Source organism: Microbulbifer regidiadema (SeqCode) (assembly GCF_052467605.1).
In genome coordinates, this window is the sequence record NZ_CP174316.1 from 2789987 (window position 1) to 2811791 (window position 21805).

Here is a 21805-nt window from a genome sequence, read left to right on the forward strand (position 1 = left end):
ACTTATTTTACCGGTTCAACCGTGCTGTAAAGTTCTATCTTGGGGCTCCAGGTATACCACTTGGGATCGGCTTTTGGGTAGAGGGGAAAATGACTTCCCGACTCCACCTCAAATCCCATAAAGGGGGCTTCTGGCGTAGCAAACGCGATGCCCCCCTGCAACAGCGCCTGGGCCGATTCCGTATTGATATTAAGGCCGCTTTTCAAGCCAAAAGTCACCTCCACACCGCTGGCATTCCAAAACACCGTGTGCTCCCGTACCAGGGGCTGGTATTGGGGTTCAATATGAACATAGATGTACACTCGATCAGCATACTCTCCCAGGGCAAAACCGGTAACCTCCCCCACTTTTACTTGGCGGTAATAAACCGGACTTCCCGCTACCAATGAGCCCCGCCTGGCAGCGTCGAGGATAACCCCCAACCCGGGGCGGCTTAAGGTTTGCGCCAAGTCCTCGCGCGGCGCCTGCGCTAAAGCGTAAAACTTGCGCTGCGGATCGCCAGATCCCGGTTCAAGCGCCAAATAGCGCCCGCTAATCAAGGTGTCCAAGTGGGCGATCTTGTCGATACCGAGTTGTGGAGAGACCACCCATATGCGGGTTCCGGCCCGGGCAAACTGCTCCCCTCTGTGATAGAGCTTAGCCCTGGCCCATACCTCTCCCAGAGTGGGATCGAGCCTCAAGCGGGTAATTTCTCCAACTTGCACCCCGCGGTAGCGCAAAGGCGCTCCAACCTTTAAGCCCTCGGCACTGACAAGGCTGATCTGGATCTGTATCCCCTCCTCCAGCGCCGCTTCGCGGGTGCGATAGAGTGGAAACTGATCGCCGTTTTTCGCCGGCTCACCTTTACCAAGATCCTCCCGCCGTATACCAAACGCAACACCGCCGCGCAGCAGCGATATCAGTGAATCCGCTTCCACTTCCACGCCCTCAGTCAGGCTGGCACTGGCGCGCAATCCGCTAATATTCCAAAATCGAACGCCCTTCTGCACAAGGTGTGCATAACGCGGCTCTATTACCACATAGACCTCAACCCCTTCGCCATCCCCACGCAACTCCATCCCCTGAACGGTTCCCACTTCTATACGGCGAAAGTAAACGGGGGCTCCTCGCTGTAGAGATCCCAGATTGCGCGAAGTGAGGCGCAGGTGTAACCCCGGCACACGGGGGTCCATGGGCGGCGCGGAGGTTCGCGCAGTAAAAGTGCGCTGTGAGCGCTGCCCTTTGCGTAAATCCGCTTCGATACGGTTCCCCTGAATTAAATCATTGAGTCCGCCAGTCAAATCAAAGGTCGGAGGAGCCAGCCAAAAGCGGGTATTCTCAGTGAGAAGCTCATCAATAGCCGGGTCCATCAGGACGGTGACTTCCATACCATTTAAATAGCGGTTTGCCTTAGTCGCACTAACCTCCCCGACCTGGATACCCTGGTAATACACCCTGGTAGTTTCCGGGGTGACATTGACCCCCTGATCAAAATTGAGGGTCACTGGAATACCCGCATCAGCTGCGGAAAAATTTTTGTACAACTTGAACTCGCTACCATTGACCGCGAGTGGCGATTGGCGCTGATTTTCTGGGGTATAAAAACTGACGCCTCCGGCAAATAGTGCGGCGAGGGATTCCAAATTGATATTAATGCCGCTAATACCCCCCTCAATAGATACTCCCGAACTATTCCAAAAACGGCTGCCCCGATGAAGCAGATAGGCGTACTCACGGCGAATAAATACGTCTATTCGCACTTCATTTCCATCGCGATCCAAACGGTAATCTGCGACCTGCCCCACCCGCAGCTGCCGGTAATATACCGGCGATCCACGGCTCAAAGAACCCAGGCGATGGGATTGCAGAACAACCCGCAAACCATCCCCTCGAATAAATGCGGGCGGCTGATCCAGTGCGACAAAGTTCCGCTTGCGCTTTCCACTACCCGATTCAACCGCAATATAATTACCGGACAGCAGCGTTTCCAAACCGCGAATACCGGTAATGGAAAGCTCAGGTTTTACAACCCAAAATTCAGTCCCCTCCACCAGTAAATACTCTGCGCTGCGATTTAAGCTAACCTCGGCTAAGACACCATCGGCGCCATTAAGCGCCTTGGCATTCGGCACCAGGCGCACATCCTGCACCACACCGATATCGACCCCCGAGTATTTCACCACCGTTTTCCCTTTCACCAGGCCATCCCCGGAGTGAAAAAGGATTGTCGCCTTAACATCGCCCTCGGAAATATCCTGATAGAGCAACCAGAGCGCAATAAACCCTGCGATTAACGGCAGAATCCACACTAAGGGTAAGCCCCTGCTGCTTCGCACCTCCCCCCGCTGGGCGCCGCCATCCAGGCGCGCCTCTGCATTGGCATTTTGCGCGGGGGAATCCTCAGCCATTTTCCGCCGCACTCCCCCGTGCAGTTTCGGCAACTATTGCGGGCTTAGAGCAGTCGCCATCATACGCATCCCAGATTAAACGGGGATCAAAGGTCCGCGCTGCCAACATAGTGACCACCACCACAGAAGCAAAAGCTGTGGCGCCCGCACCGGCACTTACCTGGGCAACAAAGCCCATATCCACTAGCGAAACCAAAATAGAAATCATAAATAGGTCCAGCAGAGACCAGCGCCCGATACCGGAAACCACCCGGTAAATTTTCATCGCCTGAATGGGATCAAAAGCAGCACGCCACTGAATTTGGATTAGCAGTAATACCAGGCCGAGCAATTTCATGACCGGCACTGCGATACTGGCAATAAACACGATTAGGGCGATACCCCACATGCCGCTATCATAGAGTTGCATTACTCCACTGATAATAGTGCTGGGATCGCCGGCGCCCAGATAAACGACCGTCATCACTGGCAAAATATTGGCTGGCAGCAGCAGTAGAGCACCGGTAATCGTCAGGGCCCAGGTCAACATCAAACTGCCCTCAATGCGCCCGTGTACCCTAGCTCCGCAGCGAGGGCAGCGACAGCGGCCCCCGCTCGGTAAAATAATTAACTGATGGCAACACAAACAGCTGGTTAAGCCCTTATTTAGCCCTTTACCTGGTACGCCACTCACAACACTGATTCCTTGTGCGCACGGCGCTGGGCCAAGCGCTGCCAAATTGCCGCCTGATCAAAACTCAGGGAGGATAGATTGGCCAATAGCATCGTGGCCGCAAAACAGTACAAACCCGCTCCCACCGTCATCTGGCCCAGGTCCTGTAATTTAACCAGGGCCACCAAGATCCCGAGCATATAGACATCGAGCATGCCCCACTCTTTTAGATGCTGATAAAAACGCACAGCGTTGGATACTGGCCGATCTAGCCACCCCCAGGCACTGCCACAACAAATAAATAACAAAAGGGCAAATTTCCCCACTGGCGCCAAAACACTACAAAATAGCACCAGTATAGAAAGCCAAATAAACCCGGCTTTAAAAAGAGAGTAAACGCCATTTAGCAGAGTGCTTTCTGCACCAAACGAGAACAGGGAAAAATCCAAAAGTGGTAGAGTGGCCGAGGGAATAAATAATAAAAGACCGGTGAGACTGAGCGCTGTCGTGAAATAAATACTGTGATTGCCATTGCGGTGTAAAGTACAGCGACACCGGGGGCAAACCAGCTTTTGTCCCGGCGGGGCCAGCCCTCCGGTCAGGAGCAGATCGCATTCATGGCAGGCCCTCTGCCAATCGCTCAGCACCTCGTTGCGCCCCGCGTCCATGGGCTTTCAGTCCTTGCCTTATTCTGCATAATATTTGCCGCATCCAAATGCTTATGAGGTGCGTCTATTGAAATATAGGCGCTCAACCATTATTCAAGAGCCCTGTATTATTGCCAAAAAATTACCGATAACCGCATGTAGACGTCGGTTTAACGAAGATATAGCAAAAATCCGCAAGCCGTCTCGACGGTCGGTTTACCCCCGGGTAAACTCTCGCGACAGCTACTGGGGAGACTGGCAATATTAGTAATAACCGCAAGCTGGAGCCTCTATATCCCCACTGCATAACGGCAGCTCCAGATAACTTGCCAACGCTTGAAGACCCTACCCGCCACAGGAAGTCGAAATAGATGAAAAGAAGTAACCGCGCCGAGCCACAAGGCCGCAAGTTGCGTCCACTGAAAAAACTAATCGCCGCTACGCTGCTGGGCCTGGGCGCCATGCAGGCACAAGCCGACACCCTGTGGGATATCTATACACAGGCACTGGAGAATGACCCGGAGTTGGCTGCCGACCGCGCTACTTACCATGCGGGCATTGAGTCCAAAAATCTGTATCGCGCCTACTTGCTTCCCCAGGTGGCGGCCAGCTACACCGCCGAAAGAAGCCATACTGATTCCTCCGGCAACTCATTCCAGCTTGTCGATGTCAGTGGAGAGGGAGAGCCGGAAGATATCCAGCCGGTAGATTATAGATACAGAACCACTAACTCCGTGCAAAACAGAAGCTACGGCGCCAGCCTCGATCAAGCTATTTTTGATGCACCCGCCTGGTTCGACTTTCAGCAGGGCAAAAAGCTAACTGAGCAGGCAACGGCAGAGTTCAGTGCCAATCAGCAGGACATGATGATTCGCGTTGCCACCGCCTATTTTGATGTATTGCGCGCATACGATGTTCTCGAAGCTGCGATTGCCGAAGAGCAGGCCCTGGCCAAACAGCTGGAACAGACACAGCAGCGCTTTGAAGTGGGTCTCACCGCCATTACCGACGTCTACGACTCCCAGGCCGCTTACGACAGCTCTGTTGCCCGTCGCCTCACCGCCCAGGACGACCTACTCAGTAACTTTGACGCCCTGTCAGTACTGACCGGTGGTTATCACGCCGAGCTCGCCCCTCTGGTTGCCGACTTCCAGGTAACGCCGCCGGTTCCCGCCGATCGCGCTGACTGGGTTGAGTTTGCCCTGGCCAATAACTACACCTTAAAAGCGGCCCGACTCGGCGCGGATGCCGCCCGTTACAGTGCCCGCTCGGCGGCCAGCGAGCACCTCCCCACCGTCACCGGTACTCTCGCTTACTCGAAAGCCACGAGCAGGGGGGAGGAAAAGGCCCGAACATTCGACACCTCGGGGACCCAGCTCACCAGCTTCCCCGAAGATGCTGAGAACTGGGAATCATCGGCCTCGGTGACGGTATCTGTGCCCCTCTTCACCGGTGGCCTGCTCAGCGCCAACCGCCGCCAGGCCCGCAACCTGGCCTTCCAGGCCCAGGACCTGAGTACCCTGACAGAGCGAAACACCATCCAAACCACCCGCACTCTACACCGCGCGGTCGTTACCGATGTATCCCGGGTCTCCGCCCGCGAACAGGCGGTTGTTTCAGCCAAAAGCGCACTGGATGCCACTCAAGCGGGATATGAAGTGGGCACTCGCAATATTGTCGATGTATTGCTGGCACAGCGCACCCTGTTCCAGGCGCAAACCGATTACGCCAATGCGCTTTACGATTACATCCTCAATTCACTGAGTTTGAAGCAGACGGCGGGATTGCTCTCCCCCAAAGATCTCCAGGACTTAGACAGCATGCTAAACCCCGCAAGCAATGTAGCCCGGGTGTCTGAATCCGCTACAACCAGCCTGCCAGCCCCGTCCAAGTAAACGGGGGCTGTAGTCACCAGAGAGCAGGATTTTTATCCTCTCTCTGGGCCTCATTTTGCAGCACTAAACTTTCCACTTCGCCCATTAAGCGCTGCAAGGCACCACTGTTTTCTGCTGCCACCTGCTGTCCTCTTTTCCCGGCGGCCTTTCTCTGCCCCACATCTTCCAGCCAAACCTGAACCTGTGAAGCCATTGACTCACTACCGTCGACTACCGCCATAGCCCCAGCCTCTTGCAGCAAGTGGGATACCGTGGCGAAGTTATGCAGGTGGGGGCCGGAAATAACCGGTACCCCCCAGGCGGCGGGCTCGATCATATTATGCCCGCCGACAGAAACCAGGCTGCCCCCCACAAAGGCGATATCACAGGCACCATAAAAGCGCAGTAACTCCCCCATGGTATCGCCCAAAAGAATCTCATCAGTGGCTTGGATCGCGCTGCCTTTACTCCTGCGCACCAAGCTAAACCCCCGCTCCCGGCACAGGCGTGCAACGCCATCAAAGCGCTGCGGGTGCCGGGGCACCAGTACCAGCAATAGGTCGCTGAATTCTCTCTTCAGAATGGAGAAGGCCTCTAGGACAATCTCATCCTCCCCCACATGGGTACTCGCCGCCAACCATATAGGCCGGGAGGACTTCCCCCGCCACTGGTGCGCCAGCACCTGGGCTTCACTGGCCAACCCCAGATCAATACTGAGATCAAACTTGATATTGCCGTTGGCCACGACTCTCTCCGCCGGCAAACCCAAATCGATAAACCTCTGCATATCGGCGGGGTATTGCGCCACGACACGCTCCAGGTTGCTCAACATCCCCCGGCTCAAAGCGGGAAAGCGCCCGTAACCCCGCGCAGACTTCTCACTCAAGCGCGCATTGGCCAATAGGGTGGGGATATTTCTGCTGGCACAGAGCTTGAGCAAGTTGGGCCAGAGCTCCGTTTCTACAATCACCAGCGCACTGGGGCTGAGCGCATTGAGAAATGGCGCCAGGCATTCGGGCAGGTCATAGGGCAGATAGTAATGAAGTAAGCGGCCACCCAGAACGGGCTCTAGGGCTTCCTGTACACGCTCAGACCCCGTCGGGGTTGTCGTCGTCACCAGCCACTGCCAATCGGTGTGGCGGGCCGCCAGCTTGGAGATCACCGGTACGGCTGCCAGGGTCTCACCCACAGAAACGGAGTGAACCCAGATTAATGGTGCCCGGCTGTGCCTTTTAGGTACCTGCCCCAAGCGCTCCCGCAAGCGCTGCCGATAGGCGGGCTGACTACGCCCTCGCCACCAGAGGCGCAACAGAATTACAGGTAAAAACAGGCGAAAGAGCCAGGAGTACAGTGTTTGCATGAAGCGGGCGTCACCAAAAGATCAATTTTGTCATCGGGGAAGGCGCTATGATGACGGTTATCTCTTCTAGGGAAAACACCCGCGCAGTGGCAGTGGCAAAATATTAGTGATCCACCACCCGATAAAACTCCGAGCGCACCCCAAAGACACCACAGGCCATACCCGCAGAGCGACAGGCGCGCAGCCAGGGGCCCGACGCCAGGCGCTTACCGCCGACGATCAAGCCCAAAATACAGCCGATACCAGAGATCAGCAATTGCCCCAGCGCAGAGACAAAGATGCTGGCGTGGCCGCGCCCCTTGGCAAGCTTGTGCTTTGCCAGGGTAATACCGGCAGAAAATTTTCTACGCGATAGCCAGCGCATATTGGCGCGGCTCTCCGGTACAGACTCATAGACCCTAGCTTCCAGGCAATAGACGATTTTTCCGCCCTTTGCCTTAAATTCTGTGAAAAAAATCACATCGGTACCGGCACCGAGGGGATCTCGCTCATTAAACCTCAAACCCAATGAGCGAATACTGTCCATCGGTATTAGTACGTTGCTGGTCGCACAATAGTTGAGCTCTTCGCCAGTTTTACGCTTCTGTCGATAAAAAATCTGTGAATAATAGGCCGGTACAGTGTCGGGCCAACGACGAACAACACTGCCACAAACTACGCGGTTGCCCCCCAGCTCTTGCGAATAGGTGTAGAGCTCCGTTAACCAATCGGACTCCACCCATTCATCATCATCGATGAACACCAGGTAGTCTGCTTCCCTAGTGTTCAGTTCATCGATACAGCGGTTGCGCGCACAGGGGATTCCGCGGCGCTCTTCAACCGCGCAGTGGAGGGGGAAGGGAAAGCTCGCCGACAGCTCCTCTACCACAGCCCTACCCGCCTGAGCGTCCGAATCGTTATCGACAACCAGTGCCGCCACATTTAAATCCGGCGGTAATTGGAGTTTGGCCAGGCTTTGCAGGGCTCTGCGAAGCCGCTCCGGTCGCTGATAAGTACAAATACAGATCACTAACAAGGGGTGCAAGGTAAACTCCAGATAACGGCCAGGTACAAATCGAATACGGGCTGGATATAAGAGGGAATCAGCCTATACCCTTAAGAATGACCTGTCTATAATATCACTTTTGCCAAATGTTTTATCAGGGCATCTATGCTCCACACCACCCGCTTTTGCCCGACCTTTCCCGCTAATACGCAATCTGTTATCCAAATTAATTTAAAGAACAAACGCTATAACCGCTGGTATCTCTCCCCATGAAAATTATGCAACTTCTGCCCGCTCTAAACTCTGGGGGAGTCGAGAGGGGAACCCTTGATCTCGCTCGCTTCCTGGTGGCAGGCGGTCACCAATCAGTCGTTGTCTCCAGCGGGGGAAGCATGGTCGAGCAGCTCAAAGCGGAGGGCTCAACCCATATTGAGCTGCCAATCCACAAGAAATCGCTCCTCAGTCTGTTGCAGGTCCGGCCGCTTCGGGAGCTTATTGCCCGCGAAAAACCCGATATCCTCCACGTGCGCTCCAGGGTGCCCGCCTGGCTAACCTACCTGGCCTGGCGCAACCTAGCCCCAGCCGAGCGCCCCCGTCTCGTCAGCACCGCTCACGGTCTTTACTCCATCAACCGCTACAGTGCGATTATGGCGAAAACCGAACAGGTGATCGCTATTTCCGGGTGTGTAAATAACTACTTACTGGAAAATTACGCGGAGTATTTACAGCGGCCCCCGCAAATCGTCTACCGGGGAGTCGATACCGACGAGTTCAATCCCGCGCGCCGGCCACCGGAATCTTGGTACCAACAAATACACCGGGAGTTCCCCCAACTCGCCGGCAAGCGCTGGCTACTGCTGCCGGGGCGCCTGACACGCTGGAAGGGGCAGGAGGACTTTATCGACCTGATCCATCAATTGGCCGAGTGCCGCAACGATATCCACGGCATCATTCTCGGCGGGGCGGAGAAGAACAAGCAGCACTATGCCGATGAACTAGCGCAAAAAATTCGCGCGCTAAAGCTTGAGAACCACGTCACATTAGTGGGCCACCGCAGTGATATCCGCCACTGGTACAGTGCCTCCAGTTTGGTGTATAACCTATCACGTCGACCCGAGCCGTTTGGCAGAACCGTTATAGAGTCCGCCGCGATGGGCACACCGATCATCGGTTATAACATTGGGGGCCCGGCCGAATCACTGCGCGCCTGCTTCCCCCAAGGGCTAGTGGATATCAATGATTCAAAAGCTTTATTTGCGCGCACTCAAGAGCTGCTCGACAGCCCGGAACAAAAGCCCCACCTATCTACCGACTTCACCTTGGGAAGACAGGCCGAACACACCCTTGAAATCTACAAAAGCCTACTCTCAGAGCGTACCGGAGCCAGCCCGAGTGATTGATTTAAGCCAGAGCGAGCCGTTTGCCAGTGGAGGCAATCGCTTTTGCTACCGACATCCGGAACAAGCGGAAATTTGTGTCAAGGTCATGCGGCCCGGGCGGACCGCAGAACTATTGGGGCGCGCGCCCTGGTATAAGACTTGGCGGGGGGAGTCCTATTTTGATGACAATCTTCGCGAGCAAGAGGGCTATAGCCAGCGGGCGATAGCCGCTAATCGAAGTGGACTCTGGCAGCATCTCCCCCGCTGGTACGGAATACAGGACACCAGCCTCGGCCCCGCCGCCGTCACCGATATGATCCTCGACAGCGATGGCAAACCAGCGCCAACCCTGCGCCAATACCTCAACCAACACGGTCTCAATGACGAGATACGCGCATCTCTACAGCGCTTTTCCCAGTGGCTGCTCGAATATGAAGTGCTCACCAAGAACCTGATTGCTCACAATCTGGTCCTGCGGGAAGAGCAGGGCGAGCTACAAGTCTATCTGATCGATGGGCTGGGCTGCGCTTCTTTCCTGCCTCTGCCCAAGGTTTCCAGCTACTTCGCAAAGCGCTATATCCACCGCCGCATTGAGCGTATGTGGCTGAGGGTCGAGTGGGAGATCTCCGACAAGGAAATCCCCTGGCGAAAATTTGAGGCCGAGGGGCTCAAGCGCTAGCGACTTGGCAGCCCCGAGCGGCGCAACAGTGCCTGAGCACACAGCAGATACTGATCCAGGGGTTGACGCTCCCCCCCCTCTTTCAGCTCAAACTGCTCGCTGATCGAGCCCTGATCCAAAAGCCGCAGAACCGCTGAACGCACCTTATTGGAGCGGCTGCGGCTCGGTACCCGGATAACGCCCACCTGCGCCCGACTTTGCAGCGACTCAAAAAGCATCGAGATGCTGTCCTCAGTAACCCAGATTCTCTCCGCTTGTGACAGCTGTTCTTGCAGCCAACCCACCGGGCAGGAGCGCCAATCAATCAGCTCTGCGCCACTTTTTTCCAACTGCGCCATGGTGCCCGGTGGCGTTCGCCGACTATCGGAAATGCACCAGCGCAAAGGCTGAGCCACTAAGTCTTCAACCTGATCGCGGATTGAGTCCGGGTCCCAGCGGTAATGCTTACTGGGGCCCCCCAATAAAATAAGTCCCTTGCCGGCTTGTAGCCCATCGCCCTTAAGGGGTTCAGTCAGCGCGCCCTGACTCACAATCACATTGGCCAGGGGCGGGGGGCGATCGTGTTCCGGCACAATGGCAAAATCAAACCAGCGATAGGGCAACTGAGGGCGGTTAATAGCCACTGTGCGGCCGCCAAACCGATGGCGGGCGGACAACATAGGAAGGCGACTGCGGCGGCCGGTGCCAATCAAAAAATCCGGGGCGGGCAGCCCCTCGAGCATCTCTGCCCGCTTTAGGGCAATGCGGCGGGCGGTGTACTCCGGCGGTATCTCAAAAGCCTGTACCTCTCCGGCATAGCGCCGGCGCAGCCCTTCAACCAAAGCCGCACTCTGCTTTTCATGGGCCCGATTGCCATCTAAAAAACACCAAACAGTCAGTTGCAAGATAGAATCCTAAACTACTCAAACAGCGGGGAGGTGGCGAGTGTACCTAGCACTCAGCGGTGCGGCTAGCGTGGCAAGGCCATGGGAGCTCCAGTATACTGGCCCGCTTACCTCGACAGGGCTCCACAAACCCATATAGCAGGAGGCTCGTTAAAGCGCTCAGCCCCAACAGGGTCCGCTTTCACTTTGTGTAAAGCCCCACAAGTATCACCAAAAAGCAAAAATTGAGCGCCCATGGACAACAGACTTTTATATAGTACCCTCCCCTACAACCTATTTCCGCACTCTTGAGACAATCTTTTCTACATGGCCGACAGTTGCACCTATGTCTGAATTTGGAAGTCCCCTAAACAAGCTCTCCCAGCCCGTTTACCGCCAGCAAAACTCACTATGGATTTCAGGATTGCTCAAATGGGCCTTTCTGGGATTGTTGCTGCTGGTATGTGGCTACTATGTTTTCCCGAAAATTTCAGGGGTACAAACCAGCTTCTACCTGACACTGCTCCCCTCTGCGCTCTTACTCTTGGTGTGGCGCAGAAACTACCAGCTGCTCACTTCCTGGCAATTTATTACTTTTTGCAGCCTGCCAGTTATGCTGGCGCTATCGACTCTGTGGGCATCACCAGATAGCGCCGATGTTTATAAGCCGTCAGATTACTACTGGAAGCTAGTGGTATACCTGGCCCTGTTTTACTGTGCGATATTCTTCCTATTGGAGCAGTATGGCGACGCCATTCTCCACCAGCTATTACTCGCACTGATTGTGATTGGCCTGCTCTCCGGTATTGCCTCACTAACGGCTTACTGGCTCGATGGCGGTTTTCAGGACCTGCGCCGGATTGGTGGTATCTCCCTCGAAGGCAATATTGATAAAACAGGAATGCTATTTGGCTTCCACGCCCTATTCTGTTGCTACGGCCTCTACCAAAAGCCGCGTATATGGCGCTGGCTATCGGGAGCGGGGTTACTCACCTCCTGTATCTATATAGTGTTGTCGCAAACCAAAGTCCCTATTGTTATGGCGGGCTTCTCAATCTTCTTGGTCGTGTTCGGCAACCTTTCGCGGCTGCTGAAAATTTTAGTGGTTGTCGCCATCATTTGCGTACTGCCACTGGCCTATTTTGCCCTGTATGGTGACCTGCCCCTGCTACACCGGGGTGGTGCCTATTCCGTTCGCCTGACTCTCTGGCAGAAGACCTTTGCAGAGTTCCTGCAATCCCCCTTGTTTGGTCAGGGGCTGGTACACAAGAAGTTTATTGAACTCAACAGGATGGTGCCGCACCCGCATAACTTCCTGCTGGATATCGCGCGCTTCAGTGGGCTACTGGGACTGGCAGCTTGTGCCTGGCAGGGACTGGCAGCTCTGTGGACGGTGAGATCCAAAGAGAAACTTCTGAGCTGGATTCCCGGTCTGTACTTCATCTGGTTCTTGTTCGGTGTGTTGGCCATGCTGGTCTATTCACAGCAGCCTTTGGTGAAACCCAATTATATTTGGTTCTTCTACTGGATTCCCCTGGCTATTCTGCTGGCGCGAAGTAGCCTCGAAAACCAGAGCTTAAGCCAAGGCGAGATGCCCCCGGCAAGTAACCCTCAAAACAGTAACCGCTAAGAGATAAGAGTCACACTGATGAATGTAACCGTATTTGGCACCGGCTATGTGGGCCTGGTGCAAGCAGCAGTCTTGGCTGAAGCTGGCAATAAAGTAGTTTGTATCGATATAGACTCGGACAAAATCGACCGCCTCAAGCAGGGCATTATCCCTATCTATGAGCCCGGCCTGGAGCCCATGGTGAAAAACAGTATCACCAGCGGCAACCTGTCATTTTCAATCGATGCCGCCTTCGGCGTAGAGCACGGGGAATTGATTTTTATCGCCGTGGGTACTCCCCCCGATGAAGATGGCTCGGCGGACCTTCGCCATGTGTTGACAGTTGCAAGAACTATTGCCAAACACATGGAATCTAAAAAATACATTATCAACAAATCCACAGTACCGGTGGGCACTGCTGATAAGGTGCGGGCCGCCGTTGGGGAAGAGCTGGCCAAGCGAGACAGAACTGATCTGCCATTCGATATTATTTCCAACCCCGAATTCCTCAAAGAGGGATCGGCGCTCAATGACTGTATGCGCCCGGACCGAATTATTATCGGCACCTCCGAAGCAGAATCAGAGCAGAAACTGCGCCACCTCTACGCGCCATTTAACCGCAATCACGAAAAAATCCTGGTGATGGATGTTAAGAGTGCGGAGCTGACCAAGTACGCCGCCAACTGTATGCTGGCAACCAAAATCAGCTTTATGAATGAAATGGCCAATATTGCCGATAAGGTGGGCGCCGATATCGAAGCGGTGCGGGCCGGCATCGGTTCAGATCCGCGAGTTGGCTATCAGTTTATTTACGCCGGTATCGGCTACGGTGGCTCCTGCTTCCCGAAAGACGTGAAAGCCCTGATCTCCTCGGCACAACAGCTGGGTATTGCAGCAGATATTCTCGCCGCTGTGGAGTCCCGCAACGAGCGCCAGAAGCACTACCTCGTGGAAAAAATCCTGAACCACTTCAACGGAGATATTCAGGGCAAGACTTTCGCACTTTGGGGCCTGTCTTTTAAACCCAATACGGACGATATGCGCGAAGCGCCCAGCCGGGTACTGTTGGCACGCCTGTGGGAGCAGGGAGCGAAGGTGCGGGCCTTTGACCCCGAGGCAATAGAGGAGTGCCAGCGCATTTTTGGCGATCGCGAAGACCTGGTCTTGTGCGACTCCAAAACAGAGGCCTTACAGGGCGCCGATGCCCTGATTGTCGCCACCGAGTGGCAGCAGTTTAAATCTCTCGATGTCGATGAAGTCAGCAGCGCTCTCAGTGCCCCGGTGGTCTTTGACGGGCGCAACCAGTATGAGCCCGAAGAGATGCGCGAGGCCGGCTTTGATTACTACTGCGTAGGACGCCCGGATACCACCCGCGCCCACTAAACCAATCGCGCTCAAAATAAAAAACCCGGCAGATGCCGGGTTTTTTATTGTTTCGATCACGCTATGCGCATTTTCATCTCTGTCTGGCCGGCCACATCACTGAGCCAGCCCCGGTGTGCGGCACTGCGCCCCTGTACCACATCAAAATAGAGATTTTGCAAACGCCGGGTAATAGGGCCGCGACGCCCACTGCCGATAGCGCGCCCATCCAATTCACTAATCGGCAATACTTCCGCTGCCGTACCGGTAAAGAAGGCCTCATCGGCGATATAGACCTCATCCCGGGTTATACGCTTCTCCACAACCCGATAGCCACACTCCCGCGCCAACTCAATAACCGTATCGCGGGTAATACCATCCAGGCAGGAGGTCAACTCAGGGGTATAGATAATCCCATCGCTCACCACAAAAATATTCTCACCGCTCCCCTCGGCTACATATCCCTCCGGGTCCAGCAGCAACGCCTCTTCGCAACCATTGCGCACCGCTTCCTGTAGCGCCAGCATCGAATTTATATAGTTGCCGTTGGCCTTGGCTTTACACATGCTGATATTCACATGGTGCCGGGTATACGAGGAGGTATTCACCTTGATCCCCTGCTCCAGAGCCTCAGGGCTCATATAGCTGGGCCACTCCCAGGAGGCGACTATCACGTGAGTGGTCAGGTTGTCCGCACGCAGTCCCATTCCCTCTGACCCGTAAAATACCATTGGCCGCAGATAGGCCTGACGCAAATTGTTCTCGCGCACCACCAAGCGCTGAGCTTCATTCAGCTCATCGGCGCTGTAAGGCATGGGGATATTCATTATTTTCGCAGAGCGAAACAGCCGGCGGGTGTGCTCCTGCAAACGAAAAATACTGGTGCCATCGCCGGTCTCATAAGCGCGTACCCCTTCAAACACCCCCATTCCATAGTGCAGAGTGTGAGTGAGCACGTGTACCCGGGCGTCGCGCCAGGGAACCAATTCACCATCAAACCAGATAACGCCGTCGCGGTCGGCAAAAGACATGGGTAACTCCTACAAATCCTGAAAAACAGTTTAATCGGGCAGCGGCTAGAGGCTCAGTTTTAACCGAGTAATTGCTGCCAGTTTGTTTGAACGGTCTTTCTTTCCGCTGTGAAGTGGTCATCGCTCACAATCCCTGGCCGTTGTTGTAGTGCCAGGCGATGACCTTCAGATCGGTAAGCTTTGTAGGCATCGATCAGATGTCCGGCTTGTTGGGCCGGCATCAGGCCCGCGTCAATAAGACTTTCGAGTATGCGGATATTATCGGTATACCGCACGATCGAGGGCGAAGTTTTTGCCCAGGCCAGAGCCGCATATTGAACCATAAATTCAATATCGACAATACCGCCCTCGCCGTGCTTGAGGTCAAACTTTTTATCGTTGCTCTTATCCAGATGCGCACGCATTTTATTGCGCATTTCCACCACCTCATCGCGCAATTTATCGCTCTTTCGCGACTGGCAAAGCAATTTCGTACGCAACTGTTGAAACGACTCGCTGAGCCGGGTGCTGCCGGCAACCGGGCGGGCCCGCACCAGCGCCTGATGCTCCCAAGTCCAGGCACTCTCCCGCTGGTACTTGTCAAAGGCCGCCATGGAGGTCACCAAGAGCCCGGAATTACCGGAGGGCCGCAGCCTTGTATCCACTTCGTACAGGGGGCCGCTCAGCGTGCGGGTCTGCAATATGTGGATAAGTCGCTGTGCCAAACGGGTAAAAAAGCTCAGGTTATCAATGCTGGTTTTGCCGTCGGTAACCTGCATCGCCTCCGCATCGTGTACAAAAACGATATCCAAATCGGAACCGTGGCCCAGCTCCAATCCACCCAGCTTTCCATAGGCGATAATGGCAAAGCGCATATCCTCTGCCGAGGCTCCCGCCGGCACGCCGTATTTATCCACCATCTGCGCCCAGGCGAGTTGCAGCGACTGTTGCAAGATCGCCTCCGCCAGCCAAGTGAGGGAGTCACTGACCTTCATCAGTGGCAGGGCGCCGCTGACCTCTTGAGCGGCAATACGCAGACTCTGGCTCTGCTTAAAATAACGCAGCGCCTCCATTTGTAACTCCAGATCTTCCGGATCGATCCGCAACAACTCGAGGCGCAATTCATTGGCGATATCTGCTGCGGTAGCCGGTGCCAATAAGCGGCGGGAATCCAGTAATTCATCCAGCAAAATAGGGTGGCGGGCCAGTTGCTCGGCAATCCACGGGCTGGCACTGCAAAGGCGCACCAGCTGGTTGAGTACCGGGGGGTTTTCATTAATCAGGACGAGATAGGCACTGCGGCGCAACACTGAGCGCACCAGTGGCAAAACACGGGTGAGTACTAGTAGGGGATCATCCTGCAACCCCGCTGCCGCCAGTAACGTGGGCATAAACTGATCCAGGCGCGCGCGCGAAGAGGCCGGCAGCGCTACTACCATGGCCGATTGGCACAGCTCTTTTAAATGCTCGAGCGCCTGCTGCTGCGGAAGAAAACCCGCACCGGCCAAACAGTGTAAATTCTCTTCATTCGCAGCTTCATCGCCGCAGCTTGCCCACAGCCCCTGCCACTCCTCGGCCACACTGGGGGTGGCCAGCTCCTCCGGCGGCGCTATCACCGTATCGAACTCCCGCTCGACCAGCGCGCGGACCGCGATCAACTCACGTTCCAGCTGCGCCCAGTTATCGCGCCCCAGGGCAAATGCCAACTTTTCCCTGGCCTCCGCCTCTGGCGGCAGTGCCTGGGTCTGTTGATCCCGGTAAGCTTGAAGAGCGTGCTCAACTCTCCGCAGCAGCAGGTAACAGTCCGTCAATTTCCCCGCGACACCCGGCTCGACATGGCCGTCGCGCTCCAGCAGGGGCAACAGCTTGAGCAGGCTGCGCTCGCGCAGAGCCGGCTCGCGCCCGCCGCGAATTAACTGGAAGGCCTGGGCGATAAACTCCAATTCGCGAATGCCACCCCGGCCGAGTTTAATATTGTCCGTCAGGCCCCGCGCGCGCACCTGGCGCTGTATCAGTGCCTTCATTTCACGCAAAGCGTCAATAGCACTAAAGTCGATATAGCGGCGATAGGTAAATGGGCGCAACAGCTCCATCAATTCCTCGGCAAACGCCTCCCCGCCGGCAACCGGGCGCGCCTTTACCATGGCGTAGCGCTCCCATTCTCGCCCCTGGGTCTGGTAGTAATCCTCCAGCGCCGCAAAGTGGCTCACCAGGGGGCCGCTGTCTCCGTAGGGGCGCAGCCGCATATCCACGCGGAACACAAAGCCGTCAGAATTTATCGCATCGAGGGACTTAATCAGGCGCTGCCCCAGCTTTTGGAAGAACTGCTGATTCTCTAGGCTCTTGTCACCATCGGTATAACCGGGCTCGGGGTAGGCAAAAATCAGGTCGATATCCGAGGAGAGATTGAGTTCGCCGGCACCCAGTTTGCCCATCCCCAACACCACCATCGACTGGGCCTCGCCCGCTCTACTGCGGGGCTCGCCATAGCGTTCGACCAGCTTCCCGTGGTGCCAGTGCATCGCGGTGCGAATAGACAACTCCGCCAACTCGCTCAGGCGCAGACATACCCGGGGGATCTCCCACTGCCCGGCAAAATCGCGAAATATCACTTCAGCCGTTGCCCGGTTGCGCAGCAGACGCAATTGCAGATCCAGCGCCTCATCGCTCTCGATGGCCGGCAGGGCGAGGCCCAGGTCCCGGTTGAGTAACAGATCGCGCAACAGCTCGGGGCGGCGACAGCACTGCTGATAAAAAAACTCTGACCCCATAAAGCTTCGGGCCACGCCCTGCGCCAGGGACAAATCTGCCAGCAAGCCCTCCACCTCAAGCACCAGTGCGGCCTCTGCCCCCTCGCTCCAGTCACGCCACAGTGACTGGAGTTGGCTGCGAATGGGGGCTGGGCACTGGATATGGTCGAACATGGGGGACAATCCTTGGCGCTGATATCAGCGGGTAGTTCTGCTGAGCTGCGGGCATAGCGCAGCTCGCGGTGAGAGTGAGTAACTATACGCGGCGGAGCCAAGCTGCCTCTAGAGCCGTGAGCTCCCACCCCAGTCAAAGCGATGCGCCAGAGAGGCTAGAAGGCGATATCCGGCGGCGGAGCCACGCGCAGCACCTCTGCCACAGTGGTCAGGCCCGCCGCCACTTTTTTCGCACCGGAAAGCCTCAGGCTGTTCATACCCTCGCGCATCGCCTGGCGTCGCAGCTGCTGTAGATCGCAATCCGAGGTGACAATAGCTTGTACCGGTTCGCTAAACGGCAGGATTTCATAAATCCCCTGGCGCCCGCGATAGCCGGTATTGCGGCACTCCAGGCAACCTTCCGGCCGGTAGACCTTCTCAGGCAGCGGCGCTCTCCAGGGTTTCACCAGAGACTGCCAGTCGGCCTCTTCAATTTTGTCCTCCTGCTTGCAGTTGGGACATAGTGTGCGCACCAGGCGCTGGGCCATCACCCCGAGGATGGTGGACTTCAACAAATAGTGCGGCAAGCCCAGGTCCAACAGGCGGGTAACTGCGGTAGGGGCGTCATTGGTGTGCAGGGTGGAGATCACCAGATGGCCGGTCAGCGCCGCCTGGACCGCCATCTGCGCAGTTTCCAGGTCGCGGATCTCACCAACCATAATGATATCCGGGTCCTGGCGCATCAGGGTTCTGATTCCCGCAGCAAAATCGAAGCCGATCCCGTGGTGGACCTGGGTCTGGTTAAAGCTCTCCTCCACCATTTCGATAGGGTCTTCAACGGTGGAGACATTCACCGCGCTGGTGGCCAGCTGCTTGAGGCCGGTATACAGGGTCGTGGTCTTGCCCGAACCGGTGGGGCCGGTAACCAGCACAATACCGTTGGGGCGTGACAGCATCCCCCGCCAGCGCGCCAGGTCCTCTCCCCCAAGCCCCAGATCAGAGTAGGAGCGCGCCAGCACCTCTGGATCAAAGATCCGCATAACCAGCTTCTCACCGAAGGCGGTGGGCAGCGTCGAGAGGCGCAACTCCACCTCGCTGCCATCGGGCCTCTTGGTCTTGATGCGGCCATCCTGGGGTTTGCGCTTCTCCGCCACATTCATGCGGCCGAGAATCTTCAGGCGACTGGTAACCGCCGCGTTCACCTGATCTGGCAGCTCGTGAATCGGGTGCAACACCCCATCGATACGAAAGCGAATGCGCCCCACCTCCCGGCGCGGCTCAATATGGATATCACTGGCGCGCTGATCAAAGGCGTGCTGCAACAGCCAGTCGACAATATTGACGATGTGCTGATCGTTGGCTTCCGGATCTTTTAAGGCGCCCAACTCCAACAGCTGCTCAAAATTATTGGCCGCTGAGGTGCCCTTTAGGCCACTGGCACCGGAGATTGAATTGGAGAGGGAGTAAAACTCGACACAGTGCCGCTTGATATCGGCCGGATCCGCCACCACGCGCCGCACCTTGCGGCCGCTGGTGTGTTCCAGCTGCTCCTCCCAACCGTGGGTAAACGGCTGCGCCGTTGCCACCAGCAGTTCGTCAGCCCCCGCCTCGACGCAGAGGATCTGGTGGCGCTTGGCAAACTGGAAGCTCATCACCTCGGTGACCGCGCTCACATTCACCCTCAGCGGATCGATATGATACAGGGGGTGAGCGGAACTCTCCGCCAGCCAGGCACTGAGGGTTTCACTATCCAGCGGGCTGCCCGGCTGTTTGCGATTTACCAGATCACAGCTGGCGATATAGCTGAGCGGGTGCATCTGAGCCTGTTCTGCGGTGCGCGGTGTGCCGACAATGCGGTTGGCATCCTCTCGGCTGACAAAGCCCTGCACCACCAGATCTTCGAGTAAACCGCGCAGTTCCAGCAAGCGGTCTGCGACTCTGCTCTCTGCCATTGGCAACCTCTTTATTCTCATATGGCGACGTTGCATTGTAGCCCTATCATCAAGCTGTGAAAGTGCGCTGTTAACGCACTGTTACGAAGTTGCCCCGATTGGGGTACCATGCCGCCGTTTTCGCATTCTGAGCAATGGAGCTAACCATGGCCCTGTCGAATATTGCCAACTTATTTGGCCGCTCTCCGATTAAGCCAATCGAGAAGCATATGGCTACGGCCCACGAGGCATCGGCTGATCTGATTCCCTTCTTTGAGGCCCTGATTCAAGGTGATCTCAAGGAGGCCGAACAGATCCAATTGCGCATCTCTGCCTCGGAGAACCGCGCCGACGATATCAAGAGAGACCTGCGCCTGCATATGCCGGACAGCCTGTTTATGCCGGTATCCAGGAGCGATTTACTGGAATTGCTGCACGCCCAGGATGAAGTGGCCAACACCGCGCAGGATATCGCGGGACTGGCTGTGGGGAGAAAAATGCAAATTCCCGCACCGCTTCAATCGTTGATGACCACCTTTGTAGAGAGCGCTGTCGCCACCTCTGCACAGGCACTGCGCGCTATCAACGAGCTGGACGAACTGCTGGAGAGCGGCTTTGCCGGGCGCGAGGTGGATATCGCCAAGCGCATGACCGAAGAGCTGGACGAACTGGAGCGCAAATCAGACAAACTCGAAGTCGAGATCCGCGCGTCACTGTTTGCCATTGAAAAAGACTTACCTCCGGTGGACGTTATGTTCCTCTACCGGATTATTGAATGGATCGGTGAACTCGCCGATCGCGCCCACAGCGTGGGTAACCGATTGCAGTTGTTGTTAGCACGTTAGGGGGTTTGGCGTGGAAATTATTAGTCAATACGGCCATATTTTATTGATTTTGGCCTGTGTCGCGGGCTTCTTTATGGCCTGGGGCGTCGGTGCCAACGACGTGGCCAACGCGATGGGGACCTCCGTTGGCTCCCGTGCTCTGACTATCAAACAGGCGATTGTGATCGCCATGATCTTTGAGTTTGCCGGCGCCTACTTGGCCGGCGGAGAGGTTACCGCAACCATCCGCAAAGGCATTATCGATTCGGAGATTTTCGCCGACCAGCCGCATTTGCTGGTGTACGGTATGCTTTCCGCACTGCTGGCGGCGGGCACCTGGCTACTGGTCGCCAGTATCCTCGGCTGGCCGGTATCCACCACCCACTCTATTGTCGGCGCCATTGTCGGCTTCTCTGCGGTGGGTATCTCCGCAGACGCGGTATCCTGGGGCAAAGTGGGCAGCATTGTGGCCAGCTGGGTGGTCTCCCCGGTACTCGCGGGCACCATATCCTTTATGCTATTCCGCAGTGTTCAGCGCCTGATCCTGGATACGGAAGACCCCTTCAACAACGCCAAGCGCTACATCCCCTTCTACATGTTTGCCGTGGGCTGGATGATTGCGATGGTGACCCTTACCAAGGGTCTCAAGCACGTGCTTAAAGATGCCAATATCCAGCTTAGCTTTATTCAGGATGCGGGTATCGCCGCCCTGGTGGGCCTCGCTGTTGCCGGTATCGGTGTCGCCATGCTCAAGCGCGTTCAGCGCGACCCGGCGGCGGAAGAGGAAAACCGTTTCGCCAACGTCGAGCGCGTATTTGCGATTCTGATGATCTTCACCGCCTGTGCCATGGCCTTCGCCCACGGCTCCAACGACGTGGCCAACGCCGTCGGCCCTCTGGCGGCGGTAGTCAATACCATCCAGAGCGGCGCTATCACCGCGAAGTCCACCATGCCCTCGTGGATACTGCTGCTCGGTGGTGTCGGTATCGTAGTGGGCCTGGCGACTTACGGCTTCAAGGTAATGGCCACTATCGGTAAAAAAATCACCGAACTGACACCGAGCCGCGGCTTCGCTGCCGAGCTGGGTGCGGCCTCCACCGTAGTACTGGCCTCCGGTACCGGCCTGCCGATCTCCACCACCCACACCCTGGTGGGCGCGGTATTGGGCGTCGGCCTGGCGCGGGGCATCGGCGCCCTCAACCTGCGTATGATCACCACGATCGCCGCCTCCTGGGTCGTTACCCTGCCAGCGGGCGCGGGTATTGCGATCCTGTTCTTCTACTTCTTTAAAGGCCTGTTCGGCTGATACTGAAGTAGCACACAGAGCACATGTATCAAGG

Annotated in this window: 16 protein-coding genes; 7 read left to right on the forward strand and 9 right to left on the reverse strand. The window is 56.2% G+C overall.

The window, feature by feature from the left end; genetic code table 11:
- Nucleotides 1-2: 2 nt before the first annotated feature.
- The 3 genes from ACJJIF_RS12805 to ACJJIF_RS12815 form a co-directional block, all read right to left on the reverse strand.
- Nucleotides 3-2387 (reverse strand): PqiB family protein, encoded by a 2385-nt coding sequence (locus ACJJIF_RS12805; protein WP_444928740.1) that lies wholly within the window; start codon nt 2385-2387, stop codon nt 3-5.
- Nucleotides 2380-2916 (reverse strand): paraquat-inducible protein A, encoded by a 537-nt coding sequence (locus tag ACJJIF_RS12810; RefSeq protein WP_444928741.1) that lies wholly within the window; start codon nt 2914-2916, stop codon nt 2380-2382. Before ACJJIF_RS12810 ends, ACJJIF_RS12805 begins: the two co-directional genes overlap by 8 nt.
- A 140-nt stretch (nt 2917-3056) precedes the next feature.
- The gene (locus ACJJIF_RS12815) at nt 3057-3707 is read right to left on the reverse strand and encodes a paraquat-inducible protein A (protein WP_444928742.1); all 651 of its coding nucleotides are present in this window, start codon (nt 3705-3707) and stop codon (nt 3057-3059) included.
- Between the two features lie 350 nt (nt 3708-4057).
- On the opposite strand from ACJJIF_RS12815, the gene ACJJIF_RS12820 reads away from it, so the two are divergent.
- Nucleotides 4058-5581 carry a TolC family outer membrane protein gene (locus ACJJIF_RS12820; RefSeq protein WP_444928743.1) on the forward strand — a complete coding sequence of 508 codons (1524 nt, stop codon included), beginning with the start codon at nt 4058-4060 and terminating at the stop codon, nt 5579-5581.
- Nucleotides 5582-5594: 13 nt separating this feature from the next.
- Here ACJJIF_RS12820 and waaA read toward each other — a convergent pair whose 3' ends face one another.
- Both waaA and ACJJIF_RS12830 read right to left on the reverse strand, forming a co-directional pair.
- A complete protein-coding gene (gene waaA / locus ACJJIF_RS12825; protein ID WP_444928744.1) occupies nt 5595-6920 on the reverse strand; it encodes a lipid IV(A) 3-deoxy-D-manno-octulosonic acid transferase in 1326 nt (441 codons plus the stop codon).
- Nucleotides 6921-7023: 103 nt separating this feature from the next.
- Nucleotides 7024-7944 carry a glycosyltransferase family 2 protein gene (locus tag ACJJIF_RS12830; RefSeq protein WP_444928745.1) on the reverse strand — a complete coding sequence of 307 codons (921 nt, stop codon included), beginning with the start codon at nt 7942-7944 and terminating at the stop codon, nt 7024-7026.
- Nucleotides 7945-8174: 230 nt separating this feature from the next.
- On the opposite strand from ACJJIF_RS12830, the gene ACJJIF_RS12835 reads away from it, so the two are divergent.
- Nucleotides 8175-9305: a glycosyltransferase family 4 protein gene (locus ACJJIF_RS12835; RefSeq protein ID WP_444928746.1), complete on the forward strand. Its 1131-nt coding sequence runs from the start codon at nt 8175-8177 to the stop codon at nt 9303-9305.
- Nucleotides 9298-9963, forward strand: coding sequence for a YrbL family protein (locus tag ACJJIF_RS12840; protein WP_444928747.1), 666 nt, complete (start codon nt 9298-9300; stop codon nt 9961-9963). Before ACJJIF_RS12835 ends, ACJJIF_RS12840 begins: the two co-directional genes overlap by 8 nt.
- Here ACJJIF_RS12840 and ACJJIF_RS12845 read toward each other — a convergent pair.
- Nucleotides 9960-10847: an ELM1/GtrOC1 family putative glycosyltransferase gene (locus ACJJIF_RS12845; RefSeq protein ID WP_444928748.1), complete on the reverse strand. Its 888-nt coding sequence runs from the start codon at nt 10845-10847 to the stop codon at nt 9960-9962. The genes ACJJIF_RS12840 and ACJJIF_RS12845 overlap by 4 nt on opposite strands.
- A gap of 325 nt (nt 10848-11172) precedes the next feature.
- On the opposite strand from ACJJIF_RS12845, the gene ACJJIF_RS12850 reads away from it, so the two are divergent.
- On the forward strand, nt 11173-12456 hold the full coding sequence (locus tag ACJJIF_RS12850) for an O-antigen ligase family protein (RefSeq protein WP_444928749.1): 1284 nt from the start codon (nt 11173-11175) through the stop codon (nt 12454-12456).
- An 18-nt stretch (nt 12457-12474) separates the two neighbouring features.
- A complete protein-coding gene (locus ACJJIF_RS12855) occupies nt 12475-13818 on the forward strand; it encodes a UDP-glucose dehydrogenase family protein (RefSeq protein ID WP_444928750.1) in 1344 nt (447 codons plus the stop codon).
- Between the two features lie 56 nt (nt 13819-13874).
- Here ACJJIF_RS12855 and ACJJIF_RS12860 read toward each other — a convergent pair whose 3' ends face one another.
- From ACJJIF_RS12860 to tfpB, 3 genes are all read right to left on the reverse strand, one after another.
- The gene (locus ACJJIF_RS12860) at nt 13875-14828 is read right to left on the reverse strand and encodes a branched-chain amino acid transaminase (protein ID WP_444928751.1); all 954 of its coding nucleotides are present in this window, start codon (nt 14826-14828) and stop codon (nt 13875-13877) included.
- Between the two features lie 59 nt (nt 14829-14887).
- Nucleotides 14888-17731 (reverse strand): bifunctional [glutamate--ammonia ligase]-adenylyl-L-tyrosine phosphorylase/[glutamate--ammonia-ligase] adenylyltransferase, encoded by a 2844-nt coding sequence (glnE, locus tag ACJJIF_RS12865; protein WP_444928752.1) that lies wholly within the window; start codon nt 17729-17731, stop codon nt 14888-14890.
- Nucleotides 17732-17886: 155 nt separating this feature from the next.
- Nucleotides 17887-19662: a type IV pilus assembly ATPase TfpB gene (gene tfpB, locus ACJJIF_RS12870; protein ID WP_444928753.1), complete on the reverse strand. Its 1776-nt coding sequence runs from the start codon at nt 19660-19662 to the stop codon at nt 17887-17889.
- Nucleotides 19663-19808: 146 nt separating this feature from the next.
- Between tfpB and ACJJIF_RS12875 the strand changes: the two genes are divergently transcribed.
- Entirely contained in the window at nt 19809-20486 is a 678-nt protein-coding gene (locus tag ACJJIF_RS12875; RefSeq protein ID WP_444928754.1) for a TIGR00153 family protein, read from the forward strand.
- A gap of 10 nt (nt 20487-20496) precedes the next feature.
- Nucleotides 20497-21771 (forward strand): inorganic phosphate transporter, encoded by a 1275-nt coding sequence (locus tag ACJJIF_RS12880; RefSeq protein WP_444928755.1) that lies wholly within the window; start codon nt 20497-20499, stop codon nt 21769-21771.
- The last annotated feature ends 34 nt before the right edge of the window (nt 21772-21805 follow it).

Bases quoted from the DNA above. Each gene is read 5' to 3' on its own strand.
- ACJJIF_RS12805 (WP_444928740.1), bottom strand. From the start codon at position 2,387: ATGGCTGAGGATTCCCCCGCGCAAAATGCCAATGCAGAGGCGCGCCTG.
- ACJJIF_RS12810 (WP_444928741.1), bottom strand. From the start codon at position 2,916: ATGTTGACCTGGGCCCTGACGATTACCGGTGCTCTACTGCTGCTGCCA.
- ACJJIF_RS12815 (WP_444928742.1), bottom strand. From the start codon at position 3,707: ATGGACGCGGGGCGCAACGAGGTGCTGAGCGATTGGCAGAGGGCCTGC.
- ACJJIF_RS12820 (WP_444928743.1), top strand. From the start codon at position 4,058: ATGAAAAGAAGTAACCGCGCCGAGCCACAAGGCCGCAAGTTGCGTCCA.
- waaA (WP_444928744.1), bottom strand. From the start codon at position 6,920: ATGCAAACACTGTACTCCTGGCTCTTTCGCCTGTTTTTACCTGTAATT.
- ACJJIF_RS12835 (WP_444928746.1), top strand. From the start codon at position 8,175: ATGAAAATTATGCAACTTCTGCCCGCTCTAAACTCTGGGGGAGTCGAG.
- ACJJIF_RS12850 (WP_444928749.1), top strand. From the start codon at position 11,173: ATGTCTGAATTTGGAAGTCCCCTAAACAAGCTCTCCCAGCCCGTTTAC.
- ACJJIF_RS12855 (WP_444928750.1), top strand. From the start codon at position 12,475: ATGAATGTAACCGTATTTGGCACCGGCTATGTGGGCCTGGTGCAAGCA.
- ACJJIF_RS12860 (WP_444928751.1), bottom strand. From the start codon at position 14,828: ATGTCTTTTGCCGACCGCGACGGCGTTATCTGGTTTGATGGTGAATTG.
- glnE (WP_444928752.1), bottom strand. From the start codon at position 17,731: ATGTTCGACCATATCCAGTGCCCAGCCCCCATTCGCAGCCAACTCCAG.
- tfpB (WP_444928753.1), bottom strand. From the start codon at position 19,662: ATGGCAGAGAGCAGAGTCGCAGACCGCTTGCTGGAACTGCGCGGTTTA.
- ACJJIF_RS12875 (WP_444928754.1), top strand. From the start codon at position 19,809: ATGGCCCTGTCGAATATTGCCAACTTATTTGGCCGCTCTCCGATTAAG.